The organism is Chitinophaga eiseniae (assembly GCF_900167135.1).
Taxonomy (GTDB): Bacteria; Bacteroidota; Bacteroidia; order Chitinophagales; family Chitinophagaceae; genus Chitinophaga; species Chitinophaga eiseniae.
The window spans coordinates 1,773,998-1,799,761 of record NZ_FUWZ01000002.1 but is presented as its reverse complement, the minus strand read 5'-3'; the positions used below and the strand labels follow the sequence as shown (position 1 = coordinate 1,799,761).

Below are 25,764 nucleotides of genomic sequence, written 5' to 3'. Positions count from 1 at the left end.
TTAAGAGACCGGAATTTATGCACATAAAAAACATCGTTGTCATCGGCTCTTCCGGCCATGGCAGGGTCGTAGCAGATATTCTTTCGCAAATGTCCGGCTACAGGGTAGCAGGGTTTATTGACAGCTTCGCGGAAAAAGGAACCATACGTTTCGGACATCTGTCTGTTCTCGGTGGAGAACAGGACCTTCCTGCCCTCATGGCGGAACACCAGATAACAGGTGGAATTGTAGGCATTGGCGATAACTGGGTGCGAAGCCAGGTGGCTGCGAAAGTACAAGCCGTCGTGCCTTCTTTTGAGTTTGTCAATGCGATACATCCTTCCGCCGTGATATCTGATACGGCCCATATTGGCCATGGCAATGTCATTGCGGCCAACGCTGTGATCAATACCAATGCCACCCTTGGCCATCACTGTATCATCAATACAGCTGCCTGCATAGAACATGACAACCGTATGGACGATTATTCCAGTGTTGCCCCACGGGTGGTTACGGGTGGCAATGTGACGATCGGCGCCTACACGGCGATCAGTATCGGCGCAGTGGTAAAACATGGCATCAGCATCGGTGAACAGAGCATTATCGGCGCCGGCGCCGTAGTACTGAAGCCGGTGGAAGCCTACAGCATCTGGTACGGCGTGCCTGCCCGCAAAATGGGTGAACGTAAAGCAGGTGATAAGTACCTGTAAATAATATTCAAAATAAAAGGCGCCCGGCGGTAAATACTGCCGGGCGCCTTTGTGTATCAAGCGGTTTCTATTTTTCCATTTTGGTCTGCATCAGCTTATTCATCGCCATCATCTGCTTCATGGTCTGGTCCATCCCTTCAGAAGAACCATCGAGGAAGATAACGTTGCCTTTGGAGTTCTCTGCAAAGTTCTTGATCGCTTCTGTCCACATGGAGAAAAGGATCACGGAAGTATCGAGGTTAGCCTGCTGCATTTCTTTGGCGGCTGTGGTCATACCTTTGGCCACTTCCTCACGGAACAGCGCCACGCCCATACCACGCAGCTGCGCCGCCTGGCGTTCTGCTTCCGCAGCGATTTTGATGGCGTTACCGTCGGCCTCGGCGGCCTTTGTTTTGGTGATCAGCAGCGCCTGGCCTTCGTTTTCAGCAGCAGCTTTCAGGTTGTTGGAAGCCACTACCTGGGCCATGGACTTCATGATCACTTCATCAAAAGTAATATCGTTCATCTGCAGGTCCAGCAGATGAAAGCCCCACTCTTCCAGGGTTTTGTCGATCTGCTCTTTTACATGCTCCGTGATGTCTTTACGAAGCCCCAGCACTTCCGCCTGTCGTTTGGTGGCCACAAAACCACGGATGGAACCTTCAATGGTACGTACCAGCGCCTGCATAAAACTTCTCTCGTCCATAAATTTGAACGCTACGTTTTTCAGGGTTTCTTCTTCCTGGTTCCATACGGAATACAGTAGCATCGCTTTAAAATAAACGTTGGCCTGGTCTACAGTAATGGCCTGAAATTCCAGCTCGACAGATCTGTTCTGAATAGAAATTTTCTTAAATACTTTTTCAATCAGGGGTATTTTCCAGTTCAGTCCGGGGAACAACATCCGGTTATACTTGCCGAAAATAGTGGTCACAGCTACATTCCCCTGCTGTACGGTCACAAAAGAGGACAAGATCACTATCAGCGCCAGCACTCCCAGGATGATCAGAAATACATTCATAATGCGTGTTTTTTGTTTAGGGTCGGGTTTAATGCCCTAAATATAATCAAATAAAACGCAATGTACAGGAAGGGCAAGGGAATACCGGCAAGCTGAAAGCAGGTACATTTTGAGGGTGTTTGTATGAAGACAAACAATGGATGAAAACTGAGCTTAAAAAGACAATGAATGAATATTATAAAAAGCTGAGTTAATTAGATCCTTTGTTTTCTTCTGAAATAGATGAACACATCGTCCAGTTCAATTTGTTTCAGCTGGTAGGCCAGCCGGGTCCGCAGGTCCTCCGTCTCGTCCTTGATCTTTCTGTACTGATCTTTCAGATCTTCATAGCGCTCGACGATTTCCTCTGCGGTGGCAGTTTGTTCCAGTTGTAAGATATCAAATGCTCTTTCCTCGGTTATCATAGTGATAGGGGTATTTCAGCCAATAATCATGTCCGGATGTTTAAAAAACATACTTCTTTTTAATACACTAAATTAGTGGAGATACAAAAGCAAGCAAATACCCAAGCTTGGGTATTTTTATGAAAATTTAGCAAGATTTAGCAAAAAATTTTTCGCAGTTTTTGCAGTCGCAGTAGTTGAAAATCAACAATATACAATTTATTAATATATTTTTCATGCCAGGCTGTTTATTTTGAGGGTGCAAAAAAACCGATGTAAAAACGCAAATAACTAATACTATTTTAACTAATTGTTATTCATTGAAAACCAATTTTCCGGGCGATGGCCACCAGCTCCGTCGTATTGCGGACCTTCAGCTTCAACCGGATGTTTTTCCGGTGTGTTTCAACAGTATAACGGCTTAGGTTTAAAGAATTGGCAATCTCCTTGTTATTGAGCCCCTGTACAGCCAGTCCCAGCACATCTTTTTCACGGGGGGTGAGTTTATTTAACAGGTTCTCATTCTGCCGGCGCAGTATTTCACTAAGCGCCACCGTCAGCTGGGCGTTGGTATCAATGGCATTGGTGAGGTCGAGGAAAGCGCAGATGATTTCTTTCACCCTCCCCTGCGTGTCCCAGGTAAAGGGCACTTCCATGCCCAGCAGCCAGCGGTAGTCTGTATCCCCTTTCTTACGGATACGGGCCACCCCGCCAAAGTGGCTTTTATTGTCTATGAATGATTGCTGGGCCACCACCGCCATCTTAAAATCATCGGGATGCATAATGTGCCTGAAGAAGTCCATGCCGAGGCCGGTCATCTCCGCAGGCGTATAACCAAAGGCCGCCGCCAGATAATGGTTGCACCAGGTGATGGTTTTGTTGTTATTGTCATAACAATAAAGCATGGCAGGTACACTGTTGACAATGCTCTCCAACCACAGATGACGATCTTTTAACTGCTCATTTTCCTTTTGTAAGGCAGTGAGGGAAAGGTTTTGCCCTAAGTCCGAGCCTGTATGCATACTATACGTTTTAAACAAACAATAGGTAAACAACTGTCAGGCACATACGAAAAAACATGTCTGATGTTACGTCCTTTTAAACCGAGTATATGTAAATATAAAATAATTTTCCATATGACATAGCATTGAACGGGGCCTAATTTAGTAATTGAAAAATGAAATTGATTTTTAACGGATTGGCAGTAAATTTGGCGACTATCAGTAAATAATATTTTCAAACCCAATAAAAACACGAGTTATGGCATTTACACTCCCGAGCTTACCCTACGCTACAGACGCGTTAGAGCCGCATATTGATAAATTGACAATGGAAATTCACCATGGTAAGCATCATCAGGCATATGTTGACAATCTGAACAAAGCGATTGCCGGCACTGAAAACGAGAACAAATCACTGGAAGAACTGGTGGCAAATGCTGGAAAAATCAGCCCTGCAGTAAGAAACAACGGCGGTGGTCACTGGAACCACAGCTTCTTCTGGACCAGCCTCGCACCTAACGCAGGTGGCCAGCCTACCGGCAAACTGGCTGAAGCGATCAACAGCACCTTCGGTTCTTTCGACGCCTTCAAAGAAAAATTCAACACTGCAGGCGCTACCCGCTTCGGTTCCGGCTGGGCATGGCTGATCGTAAAAGACGGCAAACTGGAAGTATCTTCCACTCCTAACCAGGACAACCCGCTGATGGACGTTGCTGAAGTAAAAGGCACTCCCATCCTCGGCGTGGACGTGTGGGAACATGCTTACTACCTGAAATACCAAAACCGTCGTCCGGAATACCTGAACGCCTTCTGGAACGTGGTGGACTGGAACGCTATCAACAAAAGATACGAGGCTGCTGCCAAATAAGGTATTAGCTCCTATAAAAACAAACCCCGCCACATGATGGCGGGGTTTGTTTTTTATAGCAGGTACAACCTGTTACAGTTCTTTGATCTTGATATTCTTGAACCAGATTTCGCTGCCATGGTCCTGCAACGCAATGTGGCCTTTTTTAGACATACCGTAGCCTTTGGCGTCTTTCCATTTGCCTTCGGCTTTATGTTTCTTCCATTCTTCTGAGCCGAGGTCATATTCAGCCGTTTTCTGACCATTCAGCCAATGCTCCACATGTCCTTTGTTAACAACGATCCGGGTGGTATTCCACTGTCCGATTGGATTGGATGCAGCTACCAGCGGAGGATTCATGGCATAGTTGGCGCCGGTTTTCTGCCAGTCTTCCAGCTTCTCCGGGAAGTTATTATCATCAATGATCTGATACTCCGGTCCGCTCAGGTAGGGTGCGTCAAATTCTTCGGTCACCATGTACAGGATACCGCTGTTACCTTTGGCCGCCAGCTTCCAGTCGGCTGTCAGCTCAAAGTTTTCGTATTCTTTGTCAGTGATCAGGTCGCCGCGTTTATCGCTTTTATCGGTGGTGCTGCCCAGGCAGTGCAGGACACCGTTTTCCACTACCCATGGTTCGGTGGGTTTGTTTTTGTAACCGCGCCAGCCATCTTTGCTGGTACCGTTGAACAGCAATTGCCAGCCTGCAGCTTTATCGGCTTCGCTGAGCGCCGTCATCGCCGTGGTGTCTACTGCTGTAGCAGCAGGGATGGTAGTCACCGAATCCGTTACGATTGTTGAATCTTTTGCTTCTTTGGTAGCGCCTCCGCCGCACGACATCACAGTGACAGCCATCACGGACAAGGCAGGTACTAAAAACTTCTTCATATGGTTCACGTTTTTATGGATTATACAACTTTCAGGTTCTGTGGGTCCCACTGAATGATCTTATTGTTGAAATAACTTTCGTTACACAGTAACGCCGGTGCGGCTGCACGGAAACCGAACAACGGATCTTCCGCTACTTTACCCCCGGTACGCATGGCATTGAACAGGTTATAGAAGTGATCAAAATGCGCGCCTTTATAGCCTTTGTCAGCTTCGTATATCATCTTGTCCGGCGACAGCATTTCCGCACGGTGATAGGTATACGATTTGGCAGCGTCAGCAGCGGCGTTAGCGGCTGCCAGCGGATCGTTCTCGTCTACCGCCACCTTGTTGCGGTACAGCGTTACACGGTCCCATTCTACGGTCATAGAGCCTTCGCTGCCCACCATACGCAGGTAGTTGGTACCACCGGTACCGTCCACGAAGTTCACCCGAAGTGACAGGTTAAACGCCGGATGGATAGCTGTTTCCGGGTAGTCGAACATGCCCAGCATAATATCGGGTACTTCACGGCCGTCTTTCCAGTAGCGCAGGCCACCGGTAGCCATTACTTTATTGGGACCGATAGAGCCGGTCACCAGGTGAAGACTGGAGAACAGGTGTACGAACAGGTCGCCGGAAACGCCGGTGCCATAGTCTTTGTAATTACGCCAGCGGAAGAAACGCAGCGGATCAAAGGCACGTTTCGGTGCATTTTTGAGGTATGCGTCCCAGTCCACCGTTTTAGTGGAAGCATCTGCCGGGATCGGGTACTGCCACGCGCCCGTTGGCGACATACGCGCCCAGAAGCCTTCTGCGTAGTTCAGTTTACCGATAGCACCGTCTTTCAGCAGTTGACGGGCTTTTTCATTGCCCAGTGAGCTCATGCCCTGGCTGCCTACCTGGTACACCACTTTGCTGTTTCTTTTCTGCGCGTCCACTACGGCAGGGCCTTCGCTGACGTCGTGCACCATCGGCTTTTCGCAATAAACAGATTTGCCTTTGTTCATCGCTGCCACGGAAATCTCCTTATGCCAGAAGTCCGGCACTGCAATGATTACCGCGTCAATATCTTTACGGTCAAGAATTTCATTGTAGTTGCGGGTAGTGAAAATATCATTGCCCCATTTCTTTTTGGCGTCCGCCAGGCGTCCGTCATACAGGTCGCAGGCCGCTACCAGCTTCACACCGGGCACGGTGATCGCGGTGTTGGCGTCTGCGGTGCCCATACCGCCGGCGCCAATCAATGCCACCTGGATCTGGTCATTGGCACTGTACTTTTCGTTTAGTCGTGAGAGTGATTCAACGTTCCGTTTTCTGTCAGCTGCTGTAATGATGCTAGGCAATAAAGAGGCCCCCACCACACCTTTTGCGAATTTGCTGATAAAATGCCGGCGTGAGCTTTCGTTGGAATTTACTGGCATGAATATCTTTTTACTTTAATGGAAGAAATTGATGAATGCGTTTGTTAAAATAAAAACAATAAATGGGAAATCATAATTTTAGAAATACGAAAGCCTGCTCCCGACAAGGGAAGCAGGCTTTGCAGTAATATCGGGGGCTGTGCATTTACTTGCGGCTGGTGCTAAGCGCCTGTTTGTATACGACCGGGTCGCGAAGCATGGCTGCTGCGGTATTTACCTCACGGTCCCATGCCAGTGATTTGGCGATGCGGCCATGCTGCGAATAATACCGGTTGGTAATTTCCTCTTCCAGCAGGCGTTTGATCTCGGTTTTATTTTTCAGCAGGTCCTGCTTCTTATCATGTTTCATCTTTTGCTCCAGCTGCTCCAGCTCTTTAGACACGGCGTCGTAGTACTTCTCGCGCCTGGCGGTGTTCTTAAAATTCTCCAGCGCGTCTTCACTGCGGGTCTTATAGCTGTAGTCTTTGTTGTCGAGATAACGTTCAAAATCGGCGAACTCCTCGTCTGTCAGCGCAAAATCGGCGGCCGGCGCTATCCTGGGGTGGCTGTAATAATAGCTGGTAGCGTAGTCGAAGATAAACTGCTTGCGCAGCAGGGTGGCAGACACCTGGCTGATATAGGTTGGAGGTACGAGGGTATCCGGTTCGATACCGCCGCCATCTTTTACCGTGCGGCCGTTCACCGTACGGAACGTCTTCTTCAGGGAATCCGGCACATAGTCCACGCTGCCATCATCGGCGCGGTGGGAGTAGTCGATCGCCTGTATGCAGCGGCCACTGGGCGTATAGTATTTAGCGGTAGTGACTTTCAGTTTGGTATTATAAGGCAGCTGACGGGTGGTTTGCACCAGCCCCTTGCCGTAAGAGCGCTGTCCGATCACCAGGCCCCTGTCGAGGTCCTGTACAGCCCCTGCCACGATTTCCGCGGCCGAAGCGGAGGAATGGTTGGTCAGTACTGCCAACGGAATATGGGTGTCCAGCGGCGCCTCTGAAGTTTCGTAATTACGGTCCCAGTTTTTCACTTTGCCTTTGGTGCTGACAATAAGTTTGTTTTTTTCCACGAAGATGTTGGACACTACCACCGCCTCATCCAGCAGACCGCCGGGATTACCGCGCAGGTCCACTATCACGCCTTTGAGGCCGGGATTGGCTTGTTTCAGCTGCTGGAAGGCATTGCGTACCATGGCGCCGCTGTTTTCGGTGAACTGTGTCATCCGGATATAGGCCACATCTTTTCCTACCAGGCCGGAGTAGCTGACAGGCTTTACATTGATCTCTTCGCGGATGATCTTTTTAGGAGTTTCCTTACCACTTACCGGGTTCCGGAAGAGGATGTCCAGCGAAGTGCCGGGAGCGCCTTTCAGCAGCTTGCTGATCTCTTCCTGGGGGGTGTCTTTCACGGATTTACCATCCATGGTAACGATGATATCACCGGGTTTTACACCGGCCTTGTCCATCGGGCTGCCTTCATACACGTCGGTGATGGCCGTCCATTCCCCGTTTTTGTTGATAGAGGCTCCTACCCCGCCGTATTTGCCTGTTGCCATGAACTTCAGATCGTCCAGGTTTTCTTCGGTCACAAAATCGGTGAAGGGGTCTGTTTCTTCCAGGATAGCCTCAATGCCCCTGTGCATCACTTTTTCCGGCGGCAGGTCATCTACATAGTAGGTGTTCAGCTCGCGGTAAAAGGCGGCGAAGATATCGAGGTTTTTGGCGATCTGGAAGTAACGGTCGCTTTCGTTATAGGCGAAGAGGCCACCGGCGGTGACCAGCAACAGCAGGGCTGCCAGCAACTTTTTCCTTTTATTCAAAAATGCACGCATGCAAAAGAGGGTATAAGATGAATGATGGGTGATCGTTGGCGGGTGGATACGGCGCTATCAGGGAACCGGATCGTAACCGTGCCCTCCCCAGGGGTGGCACGACAAGATACGCTTTATCGTCAGATAGCCTCCTTTAAAAACGCCGTATTTCCGGAACGCCTCCAGTCCGTATTGGGAGCAGGTGGGCGTATAGCGGCATTTGGCGCCCAGCAGCGGAGAGATCAGCCACTGATATACTTTAATCAGGAAGATAAACGGGTAACTTAACCAGCGCTTCATATAACATCGCTTTTAGGCCATAGCCTGCCGGGGTGTAGGCTTTTAGTAAAACAACTTTCCCAGCATTCCCTAAAAGCTAACAGCAACAGGCTAGTAGCTATTTTTCAATTTCTCTAAAATTACCGAAATTTTGTGGTGAAGGGTAGAAAAATCCGCTATTTTTTTATCGGTGTAGACGAGGAAAACGGCTAGTTGGCGGGATTCGGCGCGCAGGTGATCATACAGTCCCTGCTTCTGGAGGCGCCAGGCTTCACGGGAAAGCCTTTTAATACGGTTACGGTCTACCGCATGGGGAAAACGCCGGGAGGAGGCGCTAAAGCCTACCTGCACCGGATATTTGTTTACCGGCAGCTCCTTCACGGGCAGGTAAACGACACGGAACGGGAAAACAGAAAACGCTTTTCCTTCACGAAAAAGCGTTTCAATAAGTTTTCTGCTCTTTAACCTCTCCTCTTTTGTAAAAGAATAAGTTTTTATGGCAAATAGTATTTAGCTACTGGATTATTTCAGCTTACGCTCGTCAGAAACAGTCAGCTTCTTACGACCTTTAGCTCTGCGGGAAGCCAATACCTTACGGCCGTTGGCAGTTTCCATTCTCTTTCTGAAGCCGTGAACGCTCTTTCTGCGTCTGTTATGCGGTTGAAAAGTACGTTTCATTTCTTTTTTATGTTTTTACCTGTACTATACTAAAAGATTCCCCTTTCGGAGACACTATTTTTAAAACGGAAGGCAAAGGTAGCAGAAATAATTCAAAAAGTAAAATAAATCGCAAAATACCTGCTTCCGGAATAAAAAATGGAATACAGCATCTGCCATATTCCATCTCTTATATTAACGAAGTTAATTATTTGATACCGAGTTTAGCTTTTACTGCAGGCAGCAGGTCGTCAGCGGAAGGAGACACCAGCAGCAGGCCAGCGGAGCTGTCGATTACATAACCGTAACCTTTTTCTTTGGCAACATCTTCGATCGCTTTGCGGGCTTTATCGTAGATCGGTTTCAGCAGGTCCTGTTGTTTCTGCTGTACCTGTTGTTCAGCTCTTTCGCGGTAATCCTGGATGCGTTTCTGTGCGTCCTGGATTTCACGGCCTTTGATTTCTTTCATATTGTCGGTCATGCTGGCCGCTTTCTCGTCGAATTCTTTTACTTTTTTAGTGTACTCGTCCACCATTGTTTTGCCCTCAGCTTCCAGGCTTTGTGCATAAGTCTGGAGATCAGTCTCTGCTTTTTTGGCTTCAGGCATGCTACCTACGAGCGCTTGCGCATTGATATGTGCTACTTTGGACTGGGCCATTGCATTCACGCTGAACAAACCGGTAACTGCCACGAAAGCAATAATTACGAACTTCTTCATGATGTTGTCTGTGTTTAAAAAAATTTTAATACTTATTAGTTAAAAAATAGGTACAAGTGATTATTTCTTTACGCCCAGCGATTTCAGTATTTCCTCGCTTTTATCCAGTTTAGGATCTGAGAAAATAACGGTGGTGCCGCCGGCCTTGTCCAGTACGAAGTCGTACATCCTGCTGGCAGAAAGCTTCTGAACAGCATTGTAGATCTTGTCCTGGATCGGCTTTACCAACTCCTCCCGCTTTTTAAACAGGTCCCCTTCATATCCGAAACGTTTCTTCTGCAGGTCCTTGGCTTCCTTCTCCTTTGCCACGATCTCGTCTTCCCGCTTGCGTTTCAGCTCTTCTGTGAGCATCACCTGCTCCGCCTGGTAAGACTTGTACATTTTATCCACTTCCTGGAACTTGGCGTCAATCTCTTTCTGCCATTGTTCCGCCACTGCATCCAGTTTTTTCTGGGAGTCCTTGTATTCAGGGATGCTCTCCAGGATATATTTGGTATCTATCACACAATAGCGCTGTGCATTGGCTGCACCTGCCATGGCCACCACCAGGGCCGCTGTAATAAATATTTTCTTCATGCTACTATAGATTTTTGGCTTCCGGAACACCGGTTAATCTTTGCAATATATAAATTTATTTCACAATTATTCTGGTTCAAAGCCGAGCATGAAGGTAAACTTAGCCGCATCCTTCAGGCCACCGCCGGACTTGATACGGTCAAATCCTATACCATAATCAAATCCAAGCAATCCAAACATCGGCAGATAGAAGCGCATACCTATACCAGCAGAGCGACGCAGGCGGAAAGGATTGTAATCCTGCATGTCGCGGTAACCGTTGGCTGCCTCGATGAACGCCAGGCCGAAAATGGTGGAACTGGGGTTCAGGCTGAACGGATAACGCAGCTCCATCACATACTTGTTGAATACAGTGAATCCGCGGTAATCTATCGGCTGACCGCTTTCCGGGTTTACACTCGGATCAGAGGTATAATACACCGGATAACCTCTCTGGGAGATGATATCACGGTCATAGATGGCAAAGTTGCTCAAACCATCGCCACCCAGCTCAAAGCGGCCGAACGGAGACAACGTTGTACGGTTGTTGTACCGGGAGATATAACCGAATTTGGCAGCCACTTTCAATACGAAAGTCTTGTTATCGCTACCCATCGGGCGGCTCAACGGCACATACCATTCTGCGTTGAAGCGGTATTTCTGGTACTCGATAAAATTAAACTGTTTGGAGATAGGCTCTTTCGTATAGTCTTTGTTCGGGTTGAACACTGAATACGGCGGCGTATACTGGGCAGACAGCATGAAGTTGGAACCACTGCGCGGGAAGATCTGCTGGTCTACAGAAGAACGCGCCAGGGTGAACTTCAGGTTAAGGTTATTGGAAGTGCCATTGTCAAAACCGGCGATACCGAAGTAGTTATAGTTCTTCAGCTTATACTGCTGGTAGTTGACAGAGTAGATCAGCGTGAAGAAGTCATCCGGCCATTTCAGCTGCTTGCCGAGCGATACGGAAGCACCCATTACCTTAAAGTGGCCATCGGTAGTAGTGGCGTTCTGGTTATAGATGTTTGCGTAGTAGTTACTGTAAGCGTAAGGGTTCTGGTAGCTGCTGTAGAAGCTAACGGAGAACTGGTTACGTTTTTTACCGCCCAGCCAGGGTTCTGTAAAGGAGAAGTTGTAAGAGCGGTATGCTTTACCGTTGGAAGACACGCGGACAGAGAGTTTCTGACCATCGCCGCTGGGCAGCGGGTCCCATGTTTCCTTACGGAAGATATTACGCAGGGAGAAATTGTTGAAGGTTACCCCCAGCGTACCGGTCAGACCGATGTAACCACCCCAGCCGGCAGACAGTTCCAGTTGGTCATTGGCTTTTTCCTCTACGGTATAGTCGATGTCCACGGTACCATCGGCCACATTGGGCACGGGGTTCATACCGATCTTTTCCGGGTTGAAGAAGCCAAGGTTGGCAATTTCACGGTTGGAACGGATCAGGTCAGCGCGGCTGAACTTTTCTCCCGGGATGGTACGCAGTTCACGGCGGATAACGTGTTCATTGGTTTTTTCGTTGCCTGCGATGCGTACTTCTTTGATGGTAGCCTGCGGACCTTCGCGTAAACGGATCTCGTAGTCGATGGTATCGCCACGGATACCGATTTCCACGGGGTCGATCTGGAAGAAGAGGTAACCATAGTCCATGTAGTAGCCGGTGATGTCGCCGCCTTCCTGGGACATTTGTTTACCCAGCCTTTTTTCCAGCAGTTCCAGATTATACACGTCTCCTTTTTTGATGCCCAGGATACGGGTCAGTACGGAGTCGGAATAGCGGGTGTTGCCTTTCCAGGTAATGTCGCCGAAGTAGTATTTTTTACCTTCAGAAACGGCCAGGTCGATATTCAGGTTGCTGGCATTGGATTTATAGGTGGTGTCTTTGAGAATGAGCGCGTCCCTGTAACCCTTGGAGTTATAGTAGCTCACCACTTTGCTTTTATCTTCGATGTACTTGGTTTCGTTGAATTTGGCGGAGCTGAACAGTTTGAAGCGGAAGTAAGGGTCCAGCTTATCGAGTGCGCGGGTGGGCTGCAGGAAACCGTAGGTTTTCCAGAAGTCGTCCGGCTGTGCCAGGGAGTCCACATACACCTGCCTGGTATCGGGGTGCAGGGTGAAGCGGGTGCGCTCCTTGGTCCCTTTCATTCTCTTTTTGAGTTTGGAATCGGGGATGTTGTAGTTGCCAACAAAGTTGATATTGTCGATACGTACCTTGTTGCCTTTATTTACCAGGAAAACGAGCCCCATGGAGTTTACCTGGTTGCTGTCCCTTCTTTCTTCTGTTCTTACAGTGGCGTTGCCGAAGCCCTTGTCAGCGTAAAATTTATGTACAACGCCGATTACGTTTTGTTTAAGCGCCGGGGTAACCACGGTACCTTTACGGAGGCCGGCTTTGGTGGCGATGTCGTCAGCTTCTGTTTTTTTGATGCCTTTGAACTGAAAGCTGTTCATACGGGGCATTTCCGTCAGGCCGATTTCCAGCCAGATCTTGCCATCCTCGATTTTGGTGACGTAGATGGTAACGTCAGCGAAGAGACGCTGGGACCAGAGGCTTTGGATAGCTTTGGTGAACTGGTCTCCGCCGGGGTACACCACCTTATCGCCTACACTGAGGCCGGAGAGAGACAGCAGTAATGCTTTATCCAGGTATTGGGTCCCAGCAACGGTGATATCGGCAATTTCATACTGTTGCGGATTAGCCATAATTGCCGGCAGATTAGCGGGAGGCTGCGCGGGAGGCACGGTATCTTTCTGTTGAGCGGATACACGTATGCCTGCACTGCAACATAATGCTATAGCCAGAAGGCCCTTAGGAAATAATTTCTTCATTCTGCTGAATTTGTTCGCTTGTTTTGCCAAAGCGCCGTTCTCTGGTTTGATAGTTTAAGATGGCTTGGTAAAGATGTTCATTGCGGAAGTCCGGCCAGCGGGTATCTGTAAAGTACAGTTCCGCGTAAGCCAGTTGATATAGCAGGAAATTGCTGATCCGGCATTCACCACTGGTACGGATCATTAATTCCGGGTCGGGCAATCCTGCGGTACAGAGATATTTTTCCCATACCTCCGGCGTTACGGAAGCCGGGTCGAGGGTTCCCTTTTTCACATCCAGAGCGATTTTCTGGGCAGCATTCACGATTTCCCAACGGGCACTGTAGCTGAGGGCCATGATAAGATTGAGGCCGGTATTGTGGCTGGTCAGCGCAATAGCCTCTTCCATTTCCTGTTGGGCCTGGGGGGGCAGCATGCTCATGTCGCCGATGACACTCAGCCTGATATTGTTTTTGGATAAGGTACCTACCTCCTTACGGATAGTATTCACCAGCAATTCCATTATGCCGTTCACCTCGTAAACGGGGCGGTCCCAGTTTTCAGTAGAGAAAGCATACAGGGTCAGGTAGCCTATTCCAAGTTCTGCACAGGTTTCAACGATATTGCGCACACTTTCCACGCCTTCGTGATGCCCATACAGCCTGTCTTGTCCACGCTCCTTAGCCCAACGGCCGTTACCGTCCATGATAATGGCGATGTGGCGGGGTAACCGTTGTAAGTCTAATTTATCCTTCAAGCTCATTTTGTGTCAGGCGTATTATATCAGTTTATACAGATTCACTAAAAGTGTGCAAAGATACAAAAATAGAGCAATGACTTTTTTAGCAAAGCTTGCCCCCTTGTTTTAACGTAGTTTTAACAGCGAAATCAATACCAGCGGGGATTTCAGGATTTTCGGCGGTAGAACCGGGCCATCCGGAGGCAAGAAATGCCGGCCTGTAGAAAGTATATTAACCGTAAATTAAAATTTACAGTTGTAAGAGGTGAACAATATACTAATCGTGAGCTCTATGGTCAGGAACTGGTCCTTGTCGCGGCTGTTGCCCCGCTGACGCCCGGTAACGCCCAAACGCTCACCGGTGGCGTATGACCGGTCCTGCAACAGGTAGGCTACACTGGCTTTGTCGCCGGCCAATGCCGGAAATGCTCCCGGTCCGGCGTAAGTGGTACTTACATCATCGAGATAGTCCGTCTGCGTAAACCGGTACAACGCTTCCAGACCCACATTCACTTTTTTTGAAATATTATACTTAAAGCCGCCGCCGATCACGAAGGCGTAAGAAACGAGGCTGTAGGGCTTCCGGTCGGGATACAGGGCCGTTCCCTGCCCTTCCGTACGCAGGGGCTGTAATTTATATTTAACCCCGTCCAGGTAAGCGTAAGGGTTAAAATGGAAAATACTGGCGCCGCCGGACAAATACGGGGAAAAACGATGGTCCAGGGTGCCCGGTTCAAACTTGAAAAAATTAAAATCGCCCTGCAGGGCCAGCTCAAATACATCCGTATTAAAACTGAGGTTCCTGCGACGTTCAAATTCATTTTTATTATATGCGTCTGAATAGCCTAATTGCATAAAACGGCCATGGGCCCGTACCCCCACGTACTCATTCAGGTATTTACGATAGTAAATGCCGACCGCCGGCTTAATGGTATTCAAGGCCCCCCTGGTGTTCAAATCCCCGAAATACTGCGCTCCTCCGACCGATATTCCCAGCTCCCCCACATATTCCAGTTCATTTTGCGCCCTCGCCTCGCCGGCCAGCAAAGAGGCCGCCGCCAACAGGAACGATAGCACGAAGTTTTTAGGATATAAAAAAGGTTTCAGCATAAATCAGTTCTACTTAAACGCAATAATGCCGGATTTATTTAATGTGTGACGGATCATTTATGCTAACAGCTTCCTTATCAACCTCCTTCACAGGCATAACTGAACTTACAATCAGCAGGCAATACATTTGTAAATGTAGGAATATATTTAACAAATATTATATCCGGTACTCATATTTTGATCCGGTTCCGGGCATCGATGCCCCAGAGCAGTTTGTTACGCAGGGTATGCAGGAAATTACTTTCATCGAGCCGTAACAGGCTGATTTTGAACTTTTCTTTTTTGACGGCCAGCTGCACCGAGCTGTCGATGGTTTCCATGCGGCTGTCCAGCGTACACAGGAACTGGTCGCTCCGGCCTTCCACTTCAAAGGAGATAACGCTTTCATTGGGAACGATGATCGGGCGCACGTTGAGGTTGTGCGGCGCCACCGGGGTGATCACAAAATTTCCGGCGTCCGGGAACACGATCGGGCCGCCGCAGCTCAGCGAGTAGCCGGTAGACCCTGTCGGCGTGGACACGATCAGCCCGTCCGCCCAGTAGGTGTTCAGAAACTCGCCGTTCAGGTAAGTATGGATCTTCACCATTGCGGAAGTATCCTTCTTATGTATGGTAAATTCATTTAATGCATATGGAATATCGCCAAACAACGGTATGTTGGCGTCGAGGTGGATGAGCGACCGCTGGTCTACCATGTACGTACGGTCCAGCAGGGCCTGTACGAGGGCATGGATCTCATCCTTGCCGATACTGGCCAGAAAACCCAGCCGGCCGAAATTGATCCCGATAACAGGGATATTGGTGTCCCGGACGTAACAAACGGTGTCCAGCAGGGTGCCGTCGCCGCCGAGGCTCATCAGGAAATCTATTTTCCCCGGCAGGTCTTCCGCGCAGGAAAACAGGGCAGGGTCCTTCTCAAAAGGAATATACTGTACCAGGATGCGGTAAAACGGTTCGTAAAAAGTAGCGGAAATCTCCGCGCGTTGCAATTCATCCAGCAACAACCGGATATTGGCTATGTCTTCTGAAATAAATCCCCTGCTATAAAGAGCAACCTGCATATTAAATTACGAATTACGAATTACGAATTACAACCCCACTTGTTGCCCATTACGGAGTACGGGTGAATTACGAATTCCCATTCGTAATTCGTAATTCGTAATTCGTAATTGACTTACATATCTACACTGGTGTGTAAAAATAGTCCTTTTTGCCCTAACTGGTTAACGCTGTACTCTATACGCAGACAGGTGTCATAAAAAGAAACGATGTCAATTCCTACGCCGCCGGTATACAGAAAGCGGTTATTCAGGAAACCGTTGCCCGGGAACTTGCTGTACGCATACCCTGCATCGCCGTAGGTTTTGGCAAAAATCCGGAAAGGCACCGAGTTGAATTTTTTCGGGACAATGGGCAGTTTGATTTTGAAAGACACCAGTTCCCGGCGTAAGGTGGATTTCAGGATGGCGAAACTGGTACCGTCCACCACATAATATTCCAATCCCCGCAGGTAATCTTCCGCATATCCCAGTGCCTGCTGGTTGATATAGGGCTGATCGGCGGAGAATTTCACCTGCCCGCGCATGCCCAGCGCCAGGTAAGTTTTGCGGTGCACCTGCCAGTATTTGGTATAGTTGAGCCGGAAGCGGACATCGTCGATATCGCTGAGCGGACCGATGCCCCGTTTGGCCACCTCTCCCGTGATACTGACGCCTTTCAGCGGGTATATCCAACTGTCTGCTTTGATATAGGTAAAACGGTAGGACAGGTCCAGGTAACGTACGCTGGTGCGCCCTTTTCCCAGGTAATCCGGATTGATGATGGCCACTGAGTCTGCCACCTTTTCATAGTTATAGGTGAGAAACACCTGGTGGCGGGCATTGATGGCTTTACGATAACTGTAGCGCAGCCCTACCACATAGGCCTGCCGCAGGTATTCGTCGTCTTTCTTGAAAAACTGCTGTTTGTTATTGCTGGTGACGTTGTTAACTTCACGGTTACGGCTATATGAAAACAGGATACCCAGTCCGTGGCGGAAACTTTTATCGATATAGGGCAGATTATAAGCGAGGGCGATTTTCTGGGTATAACCAAACTGCAGGGTGGCGTCCAGTCCGTCATTGCGGCCGGTCAGATTTTCCTGGGTGCCTTTCACGCCGAAGTTGAGGCGGTTCAGTTTGTGACCTTTTTCCACCCACCACTGGTTAAAATTGCGGTCGGCGAGTTTAAAAATGGGGAAGGCGAAGGTGTACCACCGCTCCCATACTTCAAACACGAGATCAGCATTGTTGCCGTCCCAGTTTTTGACGTTGGCGGTGACATTCAGGAAGAGAGAAGTATTCAGTAGCTGTTTGCGGCGTTCTTCCAGCGTTTCTGCCAGATCTTTCAGGTAGATGGTATCTCCCGGCACAGTACTGATTTCTCTGAGAATGATGGAGGTACGGGTTTTTTTGTTACCAACAATGGCAATATTACGGACAACCAGGTAGCCGGAATCCTGCACCAGCGCTGTAACAGCCTCTCCTTCCTCTCCTAACCGGCCTGCGGCCGTGCCGGATAACCCGATGCCGAGCAGGCATACGATTCCCAGCAAGTAATAACAGCATCTCAGCATTGTAGGCTCTCTGATTTAGCGTCTTCTAAAGTTATTTAAATGTGTGTCGTTATCATGGAAGATAACGAACCCAATCAAGTTAATCAAATAACCGGAAATTTAGTGCGGTGAGCCTTACATGCTGATATAATTCATCAGCAGGTCGTAGTTCTTTTTGAGCAGGTCTTCCTCCTGTTCTTCAGAATAGATGTATTTGATGGTGTAATTAAACCGCTCATAAGTAGCTACAAGGGAGTGCAGCTCCTGACGGTTGGTTTTCAGCAGTACTTCCAGTTTACCGGACGGGTCGGTTAACGTATTGACGCTGAGCAGGGTTACATCGTTGGATTCAGCGATGCGGGCAATTTCGCTGAGGCTGTAGTCCCTGGGGTCCATTTCCAGCGCCAGGATGCCACCGGCTTCCTTGGCGCCGTTATACTGGGCCAGGGCTGCCAGCAGGTTATCTTTGGTGATAATGCCCAGGTAGTCATTTTCTTTGGTAATGACGGGCAGTACAGATAATTTGAATTCGTGAAACAACTTCAGCGCCTCAAAGAGATGGGCACCTTCCTGGATGGCCGGGCGATTGGCGCCGTTGTATTGGATGGACTCCAGTTTTATTTCCGGCTCTTCCAGGTCCATGATCTGATCTTCCTCCACCAGCGCCACGTACTTGTTTTCCACTACCATAGGCAATTGCGTAAGATGATATTCATTCATCAGGCGCAATGCCTTGGCACCTGCATCCGAAGGCTGCAGAATTGGCACGGTGGATATGAGTTCTCTGGCGGTCATTTTCGTGTATTCTTACACAATAATAACAAAGAATCTTCCAACAAAAAAGAAATTACGCGCACGGGCTGCCAGCCGCTCCTGCAGAGAGCGGTACAGAGGCGTTTACAGCTAAGTTTCAGGCAGTTGGCTGTGTTTTCAATCTTTCCAGGAAAGCATGCAGGATCTTGTTGAATTCATCGGGCACCTCCATCATCGGGGCGTGGCCGCATTTGTCAATGAATTCCAGTTCAGAATTAGGTATAAGCTTTTGGAACTCCTCGCCTACCATAGGTGGTGTTACGGTATCGTTACGGCCCCAGATCAACAGTGTAGGTTGTTGTATGTCCTTCAGTTCATCGCCCAGATTATGCCGGATAGCTGACTTGGCGAGGGTGATGATCTTGATCACTTTTAAACGGTTGTTCACAATTTCGAACATCTCGTCTACCAGCTCTTTGGTAGCGATCTTCGGATCATAGAAGGTAAGCTCTGCTTTTTTACGGATGTATTCATAGTCCCCTCTCTTGGGATAGGTTTCTCCCATGCCGTTTTCAAACAGGCCGGAACTGCCGGTGAGTATCAGTGACTTAACCGGTGCCTCAGGGTGTTTCAGCAGGTATACCAGCGCCACGTGGCCGCCGAGTGAGTTGCCCAGCAGGTGTATGTTCTGATAGCCTCTGGCCTCTATAAACTTATGCACAAACTTCGCCAGTCCGCCAACAGACGTTTCCAGGATGTTTAAATCATACAGGGGTAACATGGGTATCACAACCTTGTTATACTGCCGGAAATACTCGATCATGTGCGAGAAATTGCTCAAAGCACCAAAAAGTCCATGCAATAATACCAGTGGTTCTCCTTCTCCTTCTTCTATGAAATTAAACTTGCCCTGTGTTTTGATTTCGTAATCCATTGCCAAATCTTGAAAGTCAATTTTACGCTAAAATAATTCTTTTTATTAATCTAAATACTGTCAGGCCGGTTGCAACTGCCGGGCTGCTTTATCAAAAAAGGCCTGTAACTGGGAGAAAATGTCTTTAAAAACAGGTATCCAGTCACCCATGTGGTCCAGTACCCAGGGGCCAACAGGTTCAATATAGGGATATACTACAGATTGCAATTTGGTTTCGGGGCTCAGCAGGTAAATCTGATTGGCCATCCACAGTACCACACTGTAGATAATAGTGAAGATAAGGGCATACAACAGGATACCGCCCAGCCGGTTCAGCCATCCCATCATGACCATCTCCACGAGCTTCTGCAGGGCGCCTGCGCCCAACCGTACCAATAATACCACGCCCACAAAAAGACAAACAAAACAAAGTACAGGGACCCAGCGGGAATGTACATCCCATCGTTGCTGGACTTGCAGGGCCGTCACCGCGGATAGTTTAAGGGCTACCGCCATGCCCAGCGTTACGGCTACCAGCGAAAATACCGCCACTATCAATCCCCGGGTATACCCCTTGTACAGGGCGAATACCATGATAATGGCAAAAACGATATCAATCGACAATAGTTATGATTTGCGATTTTTTGATTTACGACTTTTTGATATCCGGGAGATAACGGAGAAATCCCGCCATCAAAAAAATCGTAAATCAAAAATCTCTTATTTAAGGAGTTCTTTCACCATTGCGGAAATAGCCTTTCCGTCGGCTTTACCGGCCAGTTGTTTGGTGGCCGCGCCCATCACCTTGCCCATATCGGCAGGGGAAGCAGCACCTACAGATGCAATGATGTCTGTCAGGGCAGCTCTCAATTCATCTTCGGTCATCTGTTTGGGCAGGAAACGCTCAATCACTTCCAGTTCCTCTTCTTCCTTCTTTGCCAGATCTTCACGATGCTGCTGACGGAAAATTTCGAGGGAGTCTTTCCGTTGTTTGGCCAGTTTTTGTAACAGCTTGCTCTCATCGGCTTCTGTCAGCTCGCCGGTGCTGCCTTCCGCTGTTTTAGCCAGCAGGATGGCTGCTTTGATGGCGCGCAATGCACGCAGGTCTGCCTCTTTTTTACCCAGCATCGCCGTTTTGATCTCGGCGTTGATGTTTGTTTCTAATGACATATGTGGTTACGTTTAATGGATAATCAGGTCGATTATTTGGTTTCTGCCGCTTGTTTTTCCTGGAATTTTTTGAAGAAGTCCCGTGCGAAGGCTTTCATTTCATCGCCCTGGTCACGGTATTGGGTGGCCCGTACATAGGTGTCGGCCATGGTCATCATGGTCTGAAAGAAAAAATCAGCCATTTCGTCTACCATCATGTCCTTGGTCCACAGGTCAATCCGCAGGGCGGCTTTCTCCGCCGGGTCCCAGAAAGAAATCATCATGGCTTTCGCCTTGATCATCCGCTCTTCCTTGCTGTCAGTGGCGCTCCACTCGATCGTTTCCGGCACTTTATTTTCGTCCAGACCCACCTGGATCTGTATGTTTTTCTTACTCATGTTTTTCTATTAAAGCGCAAAAATAACTAATCATTCAGGATTTTGACATCCGGCTTTATTTTAACAGGCCGGCCAGGGCCGCCCCGGCAGCCTCCCAGCTGCTTCCCGGCCTTACCGGTGGCTCCATGGCCAGCAGCCGGCTGCGTAGCTGTTCGTCCTTATACAGCAAGCTCATTTTCTCCGCCAGGTCATCTACACTGGCAGGATCAGTATATAATACCGTATCTCCGCCAGCCTCCCGGGCAGCAACGCTCTCCAGCGCTATTACGGGTACCTCGCACTGCCGGGCCATATACAAAGGCATCGGCAGCCCATCAAAACGGGTGGAATATATCAGCGCATAGGCGCCTCCTATGACCGATGCCAGCTCCTCCATGGTCAGGTTTTCCTTCCACACCACGTCACGCCGGAATTTAAAGGACTCCAGTGCTTTCACGATCTCTGCACCCTCGGGGGCCAGGTTACCGGCCAGCACCAGTTTCAGGTTGGTGCGCTGCCGCTTCTTCAGGGCGGAAAAAGCCTTGAACACCGGCATGATATTGTTGCGCGGATGAATACTGCCCGTCACGAGGAAATACTCTACTGACCCGGACCAGTTAATTTTGACATCTTCCCGGTCGTCCCATTCCAGTGGCCGGAAAACGCTGCTGACAGCCGGTTCCAGCTGTACTACCTTACCCGCAGCGCCGGGCGCATAACGCAGCAACTCTTCTTTGGCGGTGGCCGACAACACGGCTATATGGCTGGCCCTGTCCAGGTAACGTGTGATATGTTTTTTCAGCGATTCCTGTTCCCGGGCGGATTGCAGACCGGCATCCTTCAGGAACGACAAATCCCTCAGCAGGATCAGCGCCGGCACTTTACTGCGCAGCGGCAGGGTGCCATCCAGCCCGATGTACCATTGGGCGCCCCCGGCTTTCATGGCATGTGGCAGCTGCCATTCGCGCCACCAGTAACGATGCCATCGTTTCCCCCCTTTCAACGGCAATACCACCGGGGTAACATTGGCCGGAAAAGTCAGGTGCGCGGGTATCTCCCCATCAAAATAAAAAGTAAAGCGGTGCTCCGGCTGTTGCCGGCAGAGGGCGAATATGATATCAGTTGCCACCCGTCCCGTATCTGCGGGCAGGTCTTTTCTCAGGCAGGCGGCATTAACAGCAATTTGCATAGTCGTTTTCACTTGATGTGACAGCCTGCAAACCTACATTATTTTGTTTTGCCGCAAGATGGATAATTTATGAGCCGGACTTGTTGGTAATCAGGAATTCCAGCGGAGTAGCGATATTGGCGGTATTCCCCAGCGACGCCAGGGTAACCGTCACCTTGTAGGTCTTTACCTCTTTCAGATGTTTCAGCGTAATATTAATCACGTTACCCGTAGCATTGGCAACATCATCCTGCGCCAGCGGGATACCGCCCGGGTCTGTCGCCACATTGAGCGTTATTTTCACCCCTTTGTCCGGTACTTTGGAGGTCACTTTCACCTGAAACGTAAAGGTGCTGTCCATGGCTACATTGGCTTTGCCAGCCACTACGCCGGCCAGCTCTACCTGAAGAGCCTCTTCCTGCGTCACCGGTGCAGGGGTCTCGTTCTTTTTATTCTTTTTGCAGGCAGTCAGCACTATCAATGCACCGATCAGCAGTACGGATAAATAGTTTTTTAAAGACATGGCAACAGGGTATGTAAGCAATAAAATTATATTTTTTCCTTATGTAAATCAAATTTTACTTCTCACATCCAGCGCATCGCGCAGTCCGTTGCCTAACAGATTGAAAGCCAGTACCAGCAGCATGATAGCTACACCGGGGGCCAGTGCCAGCAAAGGGTTATGCGTAATAATGAAGTTGTAATTTTCTTTGATCATCAGTCCCCATGAAGGCTGCGGCGGCTGCACCCCTACCCCGAGGAAGCTCAGGCCCGCCTCTACCACGATGGCGGTGGCGAAATTCCCTGCTGCTACTACCATCACCGGCCCGAGGATATTAGGCAGGATATGGCGAACGATAATACGGGCATGTCCGTACCCCAGCGCCCGGGCGGCCTCTACGAACTCCAGTTCCCGCAGTGCCAGTATCTGTCCGCGGATAATACGGGCCACGCCTACCCATAAGGTCAGCCCCACCGCAATGAACACCTGCCAGAAGCCTTTGCCCAACGCGAGCGTGAGCGCAAATACCAATAGCAGCGATGGCATAGACCACACCACGTTCACCAGCCACATCACCAGGTCATCGGCCGTACCTTTGAAATACCCGGCGATGGCGCCCATAAACACCCCGATGGTCAGGGAGATGATCACCGCAATGCAGCCCACCCCCAGGCTTACGCGGGTGCCTACCAGCAACCGGCTCAGGATATCACGGCCAAATTTATCGGTCCCCAGCCAGTAGGTCACCGGAAAAATCCTTTCACGGACAACCCGCTGCTGCAGTTCCGGCAACGGCATATCCACCGCCTGCCTGCTGCCATACCATATTTCACGGAGATCATATTTTTCTTCCCTGGACAGGGTTTCATCTACATAACGTTGTACCACCAGCGTAGTATCTTTCAACTGCCAGGAACGTACCGGGGTCCAGGTAACATCAGATTCCTGCCCGTACAACAGCTTCCCGAAAAAAGATGCCCGGGCCACCGGCTGCGCTTTTTTGACAGCCAGCATATGCACCCGGAACCCGGGATACTGCCCGCCTACCTCCAGCACCATCCTGTTGGCGTCCGGGGTATTGTCCGGCGCTATGACATAAGCCAGCAGGCTGACTACCACGGCCGGCGCTATCACCATCAAACCAGCCAGTGCGCCTTTGTTTTTTCGAAGCCTTTTCCAGGCAGCCCCCATATGGATTTCTTTATTTCTTTATTTGTTTATTTATTCATTCGGATATTGGCGAAAGCAGGCACTCTCCCAATGAAAATATTAAAATGACTAAAATACAAATCAGTTCACCTGCCGGCCCTTCCATTGATAACTGCCAAACTTCCCCAACCAACCAGCGAGAACAATATAAGGAATATGAAAGATCTGTCCTGGTATAAACCACACCAGCAAAGCCGTTTTATGAAAAAAACCGGCCACCGGCACCAGGAAATACAGTTCCAGTGTCACCTTGTACAGCATCAGGATCAGGAAAGCAGGCCACCAGTGTGGTACAAACAGCGCCACGGCGCCCAGGGCCAGTACGCCTACGTTGAAAAAATAAACCAGCAACAGCATCCAGGTAAGACGCTTGTCTTCATACTTGTCGGCCTTGGACGACCAGCGGATACGCTGGTTCATAAACCCGCGCAGCGTCTCCACCGGAAGGGTGCGAACAATCACATCGTCGTTTTTAAGGTACAGGACTCCTTCGGGGTAAGCGTTGTAAACTTTGTACATCAGCAGCATATCATCGCCGGAGGCGATATTATCGATCCCGGTAAAACCACCCACTGCATGAAAAGCGGATTTTTCGTAGGCGAGATTGGCGCCGTTGCACATGGTACCGGACTTCAGCCGGGCTACCGCCCCCGTAATGCCCTGCATGGTGATAAAATCGAGCGACTGCAGTTTCATGAAGAAATTACGTTCCCTGTAAAAACTTACCGGCGCCGCAATGAACTTTGGGCGATAGGCTTCATAGAAACGGACGATGGTCTCTATCCACCGTGGCCCCATCACACAGTCCGCATCGGTGGTAACGATCAGGTTTCCTTTCGCCCGTTCGATGGCCATGGCGATCGCTTTCTTCTTATAGGCGTTGAGACGCTCGTCTTTGGAGAGCATATCCTCCATTTTCAAAAGGCGGACATTCGTCGCCGGAAACCGGGTGACAATACCAGCCGTATCGTCTGTGGAAAAATCATCGACAACAATTACTTCCAGCAGATCAACAGGATAGGTTTGCTGCTGTAAAGCCTTCAGTAGGAGAGGCAGGTTCTCTGCCTCGTCCCGGGCAGGGATAATAACCGTTACACTGGTAGTGCCTTCTATGGGCTGCGCCGGCACATACTCCGGCAGCTTTCTCCAGCCGCGGCTGTACCATAGCATCAACAATCCATATCCAAGTGCCAGTATGACGACAATGATCAAGAAAAAATACATTCAGCTCAGGTTTGTTTTAATAACGGAGGCCAGCTCTTTTGAAATCAGCTGGTGCCCTTTATCGAGGACCAGCATTTTACAGGGAAATGAACCGTCCATAAACCGGGTGCCCAGTATGGGTGGTATTACCCGGTCATATTTTCCAAATACCAGGAGCGTGGTAATATGCTGTGCTCCCAATAACTGTTTACACTTTTTTTTATCCGGCATCATCCGGCGCATGAGCGTCCAGATATTATAAACCTGTTCTCTCTTGGCCTGTTGGTTCATCCGGTGCAATGCAAATTTATACACGCTTTGATTCAGCCATCCCAGCTTACGCCACAGTTCCAGCAGGGTAAAAAACAGCCGGGGGTTGTCGGTATTATATTTGAAGATCCTGTTTCCCACGCTGGTCTGGGTGACGAACATATGCCAGGGGTTATTCCGGAGGCCATCAGCTGCCAGCATCAGGAGATGATCTATTTTTTCCGCCATTGTTTCCACCAGGCAGAGCGCCAGGCGGCCTCCCATGCTATACCCCAGCAGCGAAAAGCGCTCTTGCCGGTGCTGCTGCAGCACCATTTCCACTACGGCCGCCAGATCTTTTTTTTCGAAAGGACGGTCTTCCTGCCAGTCGGTTTCACCATGCAGCGGCATATCCAGCGCCACCATGGTGAACCGGTCGCCCAGGCCTTCCGCCAATGGCGCAAAGTGGGCGGCGCTTTCCCCAAATCCATGCAGGCAGATCAGCAATTGCGGACCCGTTCCATTGGTGATTCCGTGGAACCGGCTTTTAGCATATGGCAGATAAAAATGCATAAGGGGGAACAATGATAGGGAAAAAACCCCAGCCATTTTTGATTTAGGGATTTTTTGATTTTAGAATTTTTTGATTCCAGCGGCAGCAGGGCTTCCTTCAAATCAATAAATGGCTGCATGGTAAATGTTTCGGTTTTGTTAAAAATTTTGCCCCGGAACGGCTGTCCTGCGGGCAAACAGCCGGCCGACCGGCG

28 protein-coding genes are annotated in these 25,764 nt (G+C 49.4%); 2 read left to right on the top strand and 26 right to left on the bottom strand.

Features of this window, described 5'->3' with window-relative positions; translation table 11 throughout:
• Nucleotides 1–17 precede the first annotated feature (17 nt).
• Nucleotides 18–689 carry an acetyltransferase gene (locus B5D63_RS17115; RefSeq protein WP_200817012.1) on the top strand — a complete coding sequence of 224 codons (672 nt, stop codon included), beginning with the start codon at nt 18–20 and terminating at the stop codon, nt 687–689.
• 67 nt (nt 690–756) lie between these two features.
• Here the strand turns inward: B5D63_RS17115 and B5D63_RS17110 are convergent, their stop codons facing one another.
• The 3 genes from B5D63_RS17110 to B5D63_RS17100 form a co-directional block, all read right to left on the bottom strand.
• Nucleotides 757–1,689: an SPFH domain-containing protein gene (locus tag B5D63_RS17110; protein ID WP_078669987.1), complete on the bottom strand. Its 933-nt coding sequence runs from the start codon at nt 1,687–1,689 to the stop codon at nt 757–759.
• Between the two features lie 194 nt (nt 1,690–1,883).
• Complete coding sequence (locus B5D63_RS17105) at nt 1,884–2,093, bottom strand: hypothetical protein (RefSeq protein ID WP_078669986.1); 210 nt, start codon at nt 2,091–2,093, stop codon at nt 1,884–1,886.
• Nucleotides 2,094–2,389: 296 nt separating this feature from the next.
• Nucleotides 2,390–3,094 (bottom strand): LuxR C-terminal-related transcriptional regulator, encoded by a 705-nt coding sequence (locus B5D63_RS17100; protein ID WP_078669985.1) that lies wholly within the window; start codon nt 3,092–3,094, stop codon nt 2,390–2,392.
• Nucleotides 3,095–3,332: 238 nt separating this feature from the next.
• Between B5D63_RS17100 and B5D63_RS17095 the strand changes: the two genes are divergently transcribed.
• On the top strand, nt 3,333–3,941 hold the full coding sequence (locus tag B5D63_RS17095; RefSeq protein ID WP_078669984.1) for a superoxide dismutase: 609 nt from the start codon (nt 3,333–3,335) through the stop codon (nt 3,939–3,941).
• A gap of 72 nt (nt 3,942–4,013) precedes the next feature.
• Here B5D63_RS17095 and B5D63_RS17090 read toward each other — a convergent pair whose 3' ends face one another.
• From B5D63_RS17090 to B5D63_RS16980, 23 genes are all read right to left on the bottom strand, one after another.
• Nucleotides 4,014–4,805: a 3-keto-disaccharide hydrolase gene (locus B5D63_RS17090; protein ID WP_078669983.1), complete on the bottom strand. Its 792-nt coding sequence runs from the start codon at nt 4,803–4,805 to the stop codon at nt 4,014–4,016.
• A 20-nt stretch (nt 4,806–4,825) separates the two neighbouring features.
• A complete protein-coding gene (locus tag B5D63_RS17085; RefSeq protein ID WP_078669982.1) occupies nt 4,826–6,208 on the bottom strand; it encodes a Gfo/Idh/MocA family protein in 1,383 nt (460 codons plus the stop codon).
• 145 nt (nt 6,209–6,353) lie between these two features.
• A complete protein-coding gene (locus B5D63_RS17080) occupies nt 6,354–8,030 on the bottom strand; it encodes a S41 family peptidase (protein ID WP_078669981.1) in 1,677 nt (558 codons plus the stop codon).
• A gap of 57 nt (nt 8,031–8,087) precedes the next feature.
• Nucleotides 8,088–8,309 (bottom strand): membrane protein insertion efficiency factor YidD, encoded by a 222-nt coding sequence (gene yidD / locus B5D63_RS17075; RefSeq protein ID WP_078669980.1) that lies wholly within the window; start codon nt 8,307–8,309, stop codon nt 8,088–8,090.
• Nucleotides 8,310–8,399: 90 nt separating this feature from the next.
• Nucleotides 8,400–8,786 (bottom strand): ribonuclease P protein component, encoded by a 387-nt coding sequence (locus tag B5D63_RS17070; RefSeq protein ID WP_078669979.1) that lies wholly within the window; start codon nt 8,784–8,786, stop codon nt 8,400–8,402.
• Nucleotides 8,787–8,810: 24 nt separating this feature from the next.
• Nucleotides 8,811–8,966, bottom strand: coding sequence for a 50S ribosomal protein L34 (gene rpmH, locus B5D63_RS17065; RefSeq protein WP_012788729.1), 156 nt, complete (start codon nt 8,964–8,966; stop codon nt 8,811–8,813).
• A 187-nt stretch (nt 8,967–9,153) separates the two neighbouring features.
• Nucleotides 9,154–9,663: an OmpH/Skp family outer membrane protein gene (locus B5D63_RS17060; RefSeq protein WP_078669978.1), complete on the bottom strand. Its 510-nt coding sequence runs from the start codon at nt 9,661–9,663 to the stop codon at nt 9,154–9,156.
• A 60-nt stretch (nt 9,664–9,723) separates the two neighbouring features.
• Nucleotides 9,724–10,239, bottom strand: a complete 516-nt coding sequence (locus B5D63_RS17055) for an OmpH/Skp family outer membrane protein (RefSeq protein ID WP_078669977.1) — start codon at nt 10,237–10,239, stop codon at nt 9,724–9,726.
• 66 nt (nt 10,240–10,305) lie between these two features.
• Nucleotides 10,306–13,053 (bottom strand): BamA/OMP85 family outer membrane protein, encoded by a 2,748-nt coding sequence (locus B5D63_RS17050; RefSeq protein ID WP_078669976.1) that lies wholly within the window; start codon nt 13,051–13,053, stop codon nt 10,306–10,308.
• Complete coding sequence (locus B5D63_RS17045) at nt 13,034–13,795, bottom strand: isoprenyl transferase (RefSeq protein ID WP_078669975.1); 762 nt, start codon at nt 13,793–13,795, stop codon at nt 13,034–13,036. The genes B5D63_RS17050 and B5D63_RS17045 overlap by 20 nt, the downstream gene beginning before the upstream one ends.
• A 219-nt stretch (nt 13,796–14,014) precedes the next feature.
• Complete coding sequence (porG, locus tag B5D63_RS17040) at nt 14,015–14,881, bottom strand: type IX secretion system protein PorG (protein WP_078669974.1); 867 nt, start codon at nt 14,879–14,881, stop codon at nt 14,015–14,017.
• 170 nt (nt 14,882–15,051) lie between these two features.
• Nucleotides 15,052–15,942, bottom strand: coding sequence for an NAD kinase (locus B5D63_RS17035; RefSeq protein ID WP_078669973.1), 891 nt, complete (start codon nt 15,940–15,942; stop codon nt 15,052–15,054).
• A gap of 113 nt (nt 15,943–16,055) precedes the next feature.
• Nucleotides 16,056–17,495: a POTRA domain-containing protein gene (locus B5D63_RS17030; RefSeq protein ID WP_078669972.1), complete on the bottom strand. Its 1,440-nt coding sequence runs from the start codon at nt 17,493–17,495 to the stop codon at nt 16,056–16,058.
• Nucleotides 17,496–17,609: 114 nt separating this feature from the next.
• On the bottom strand, nt 17,610–18,269 hold the full coding sequence (locus B5D63_RS17025) for a CBS domain-containing protein (RefSeq protein WP_078669971.1): 660 nt from the start codon (nt 18,267–18,269) through the stop codon (nt 17,610–17,612).
• A 115-nt stretch (nt 18,270–18,384) separates the two neighbouring features.
• Entirely contained in the window at nt 18,385–19,161 is a 777-nt protein-coding gene (locus B5D63_RS17020) for an alpha/beta fold hydrolase (protein WP_078669970.1), read from the bottom strand.
• A gap of 60 nt (nt 19,162–19,221) precedes the next feature.
• Entirely contained in the window at nt 19,222–19,764 is a 543-nt protein-coding gene (locus tag B5D63_RS17015) for a CvpA family protein (protein ID WP_078669969.1), read from the bottom strand.
• A gap of 96 nt (nt 19,765–19,860) precedes the next feature.
• The gene (locus B5D63_RS17010; RefSeq protein ID WP_078669968.1) at nt 19,861–20,310 is read right to left on the bottom strand and encodes a GatB/YqeY domain-containing protein; all 450 of its coding nucleotides are present in this window, start codon (nt 20,308–20,310) and stop codon (nt 19,861–19,863) included.
• A 32-nt stretch (nt 20,311–20,342) separates the two neighbouring features.
• Nucleotides 20,343–20,687, bottom strand: coding sequence for a gliding motility protein GldC (gldC, locus tag B5D63_RS17005; RefSeq protein ID WP_078669967.1), 345 nt, complete (start codon nt 20,685–20,687; stop codon nt 20,343–20,345).
• Nucleotides 20,688–20,742: 55 nt separating this feature from the next.
• Nucleotides 20,743–21,855, bottom strand: coding sequence for a glycosyltransferase (locus B5D63_RS17000; RefSeq protein WP_078669966.1), 1,113 nt, complete (start codon nt 21,853–21,855; stop codon nt 20,743–20,745).
• 67 nt (nt 21,856–21,922) lie between these two features.
• A complete protein-coding gene (locus B5D63_RS16995; protein ID WP_078669965.1) occupies nt 21,923–22,357 on the bottom strand; it encodes a hypothetical protein in 435 nt (144 codons plus the stop codon).
• Nucleotides 22,358–22,405: 48 nt separating this feature from the next.
• Nucleotides 22,406–23,527, bottom strand: coding sequence for an ABC transporter permease (locus B5D63_RS16990; RefSeq protein WP_078669964.1), 1,122 nt, complete (start codon nt 23,525–23,527; stop codon nt 22,406–22,408).
• Nucleotides 23,528–23,626: 99 nt separating this feature from the next.
• The gene (locus B5D63_RS16985) at nt 23,627–24,769 is read right to left on the bottom strand and encodes a glycosyltransferase (RefSeq protein WP_078669963.1); all 1,143 of its coding nucleotides are present in this window, start codon (nt 24,767–24,769) and stop codon (nt 23,627–23,629) included.
• Nucleotides 24,770–25,570 carry an alpha/beta hydrolase gene (locus B5D63_RS16980; protein ID WP_159456055.1) on the bottom strand — a complete coding sequence of 267 codons (801 nt, stop codon included), beginning with the start codon at nt 25,568–25,570 and terminating at the stop codon, nt 24,770–24,772.
• Between the last annotated feature and the right edge of the window lie 194 nt (nt 25,571–25,764).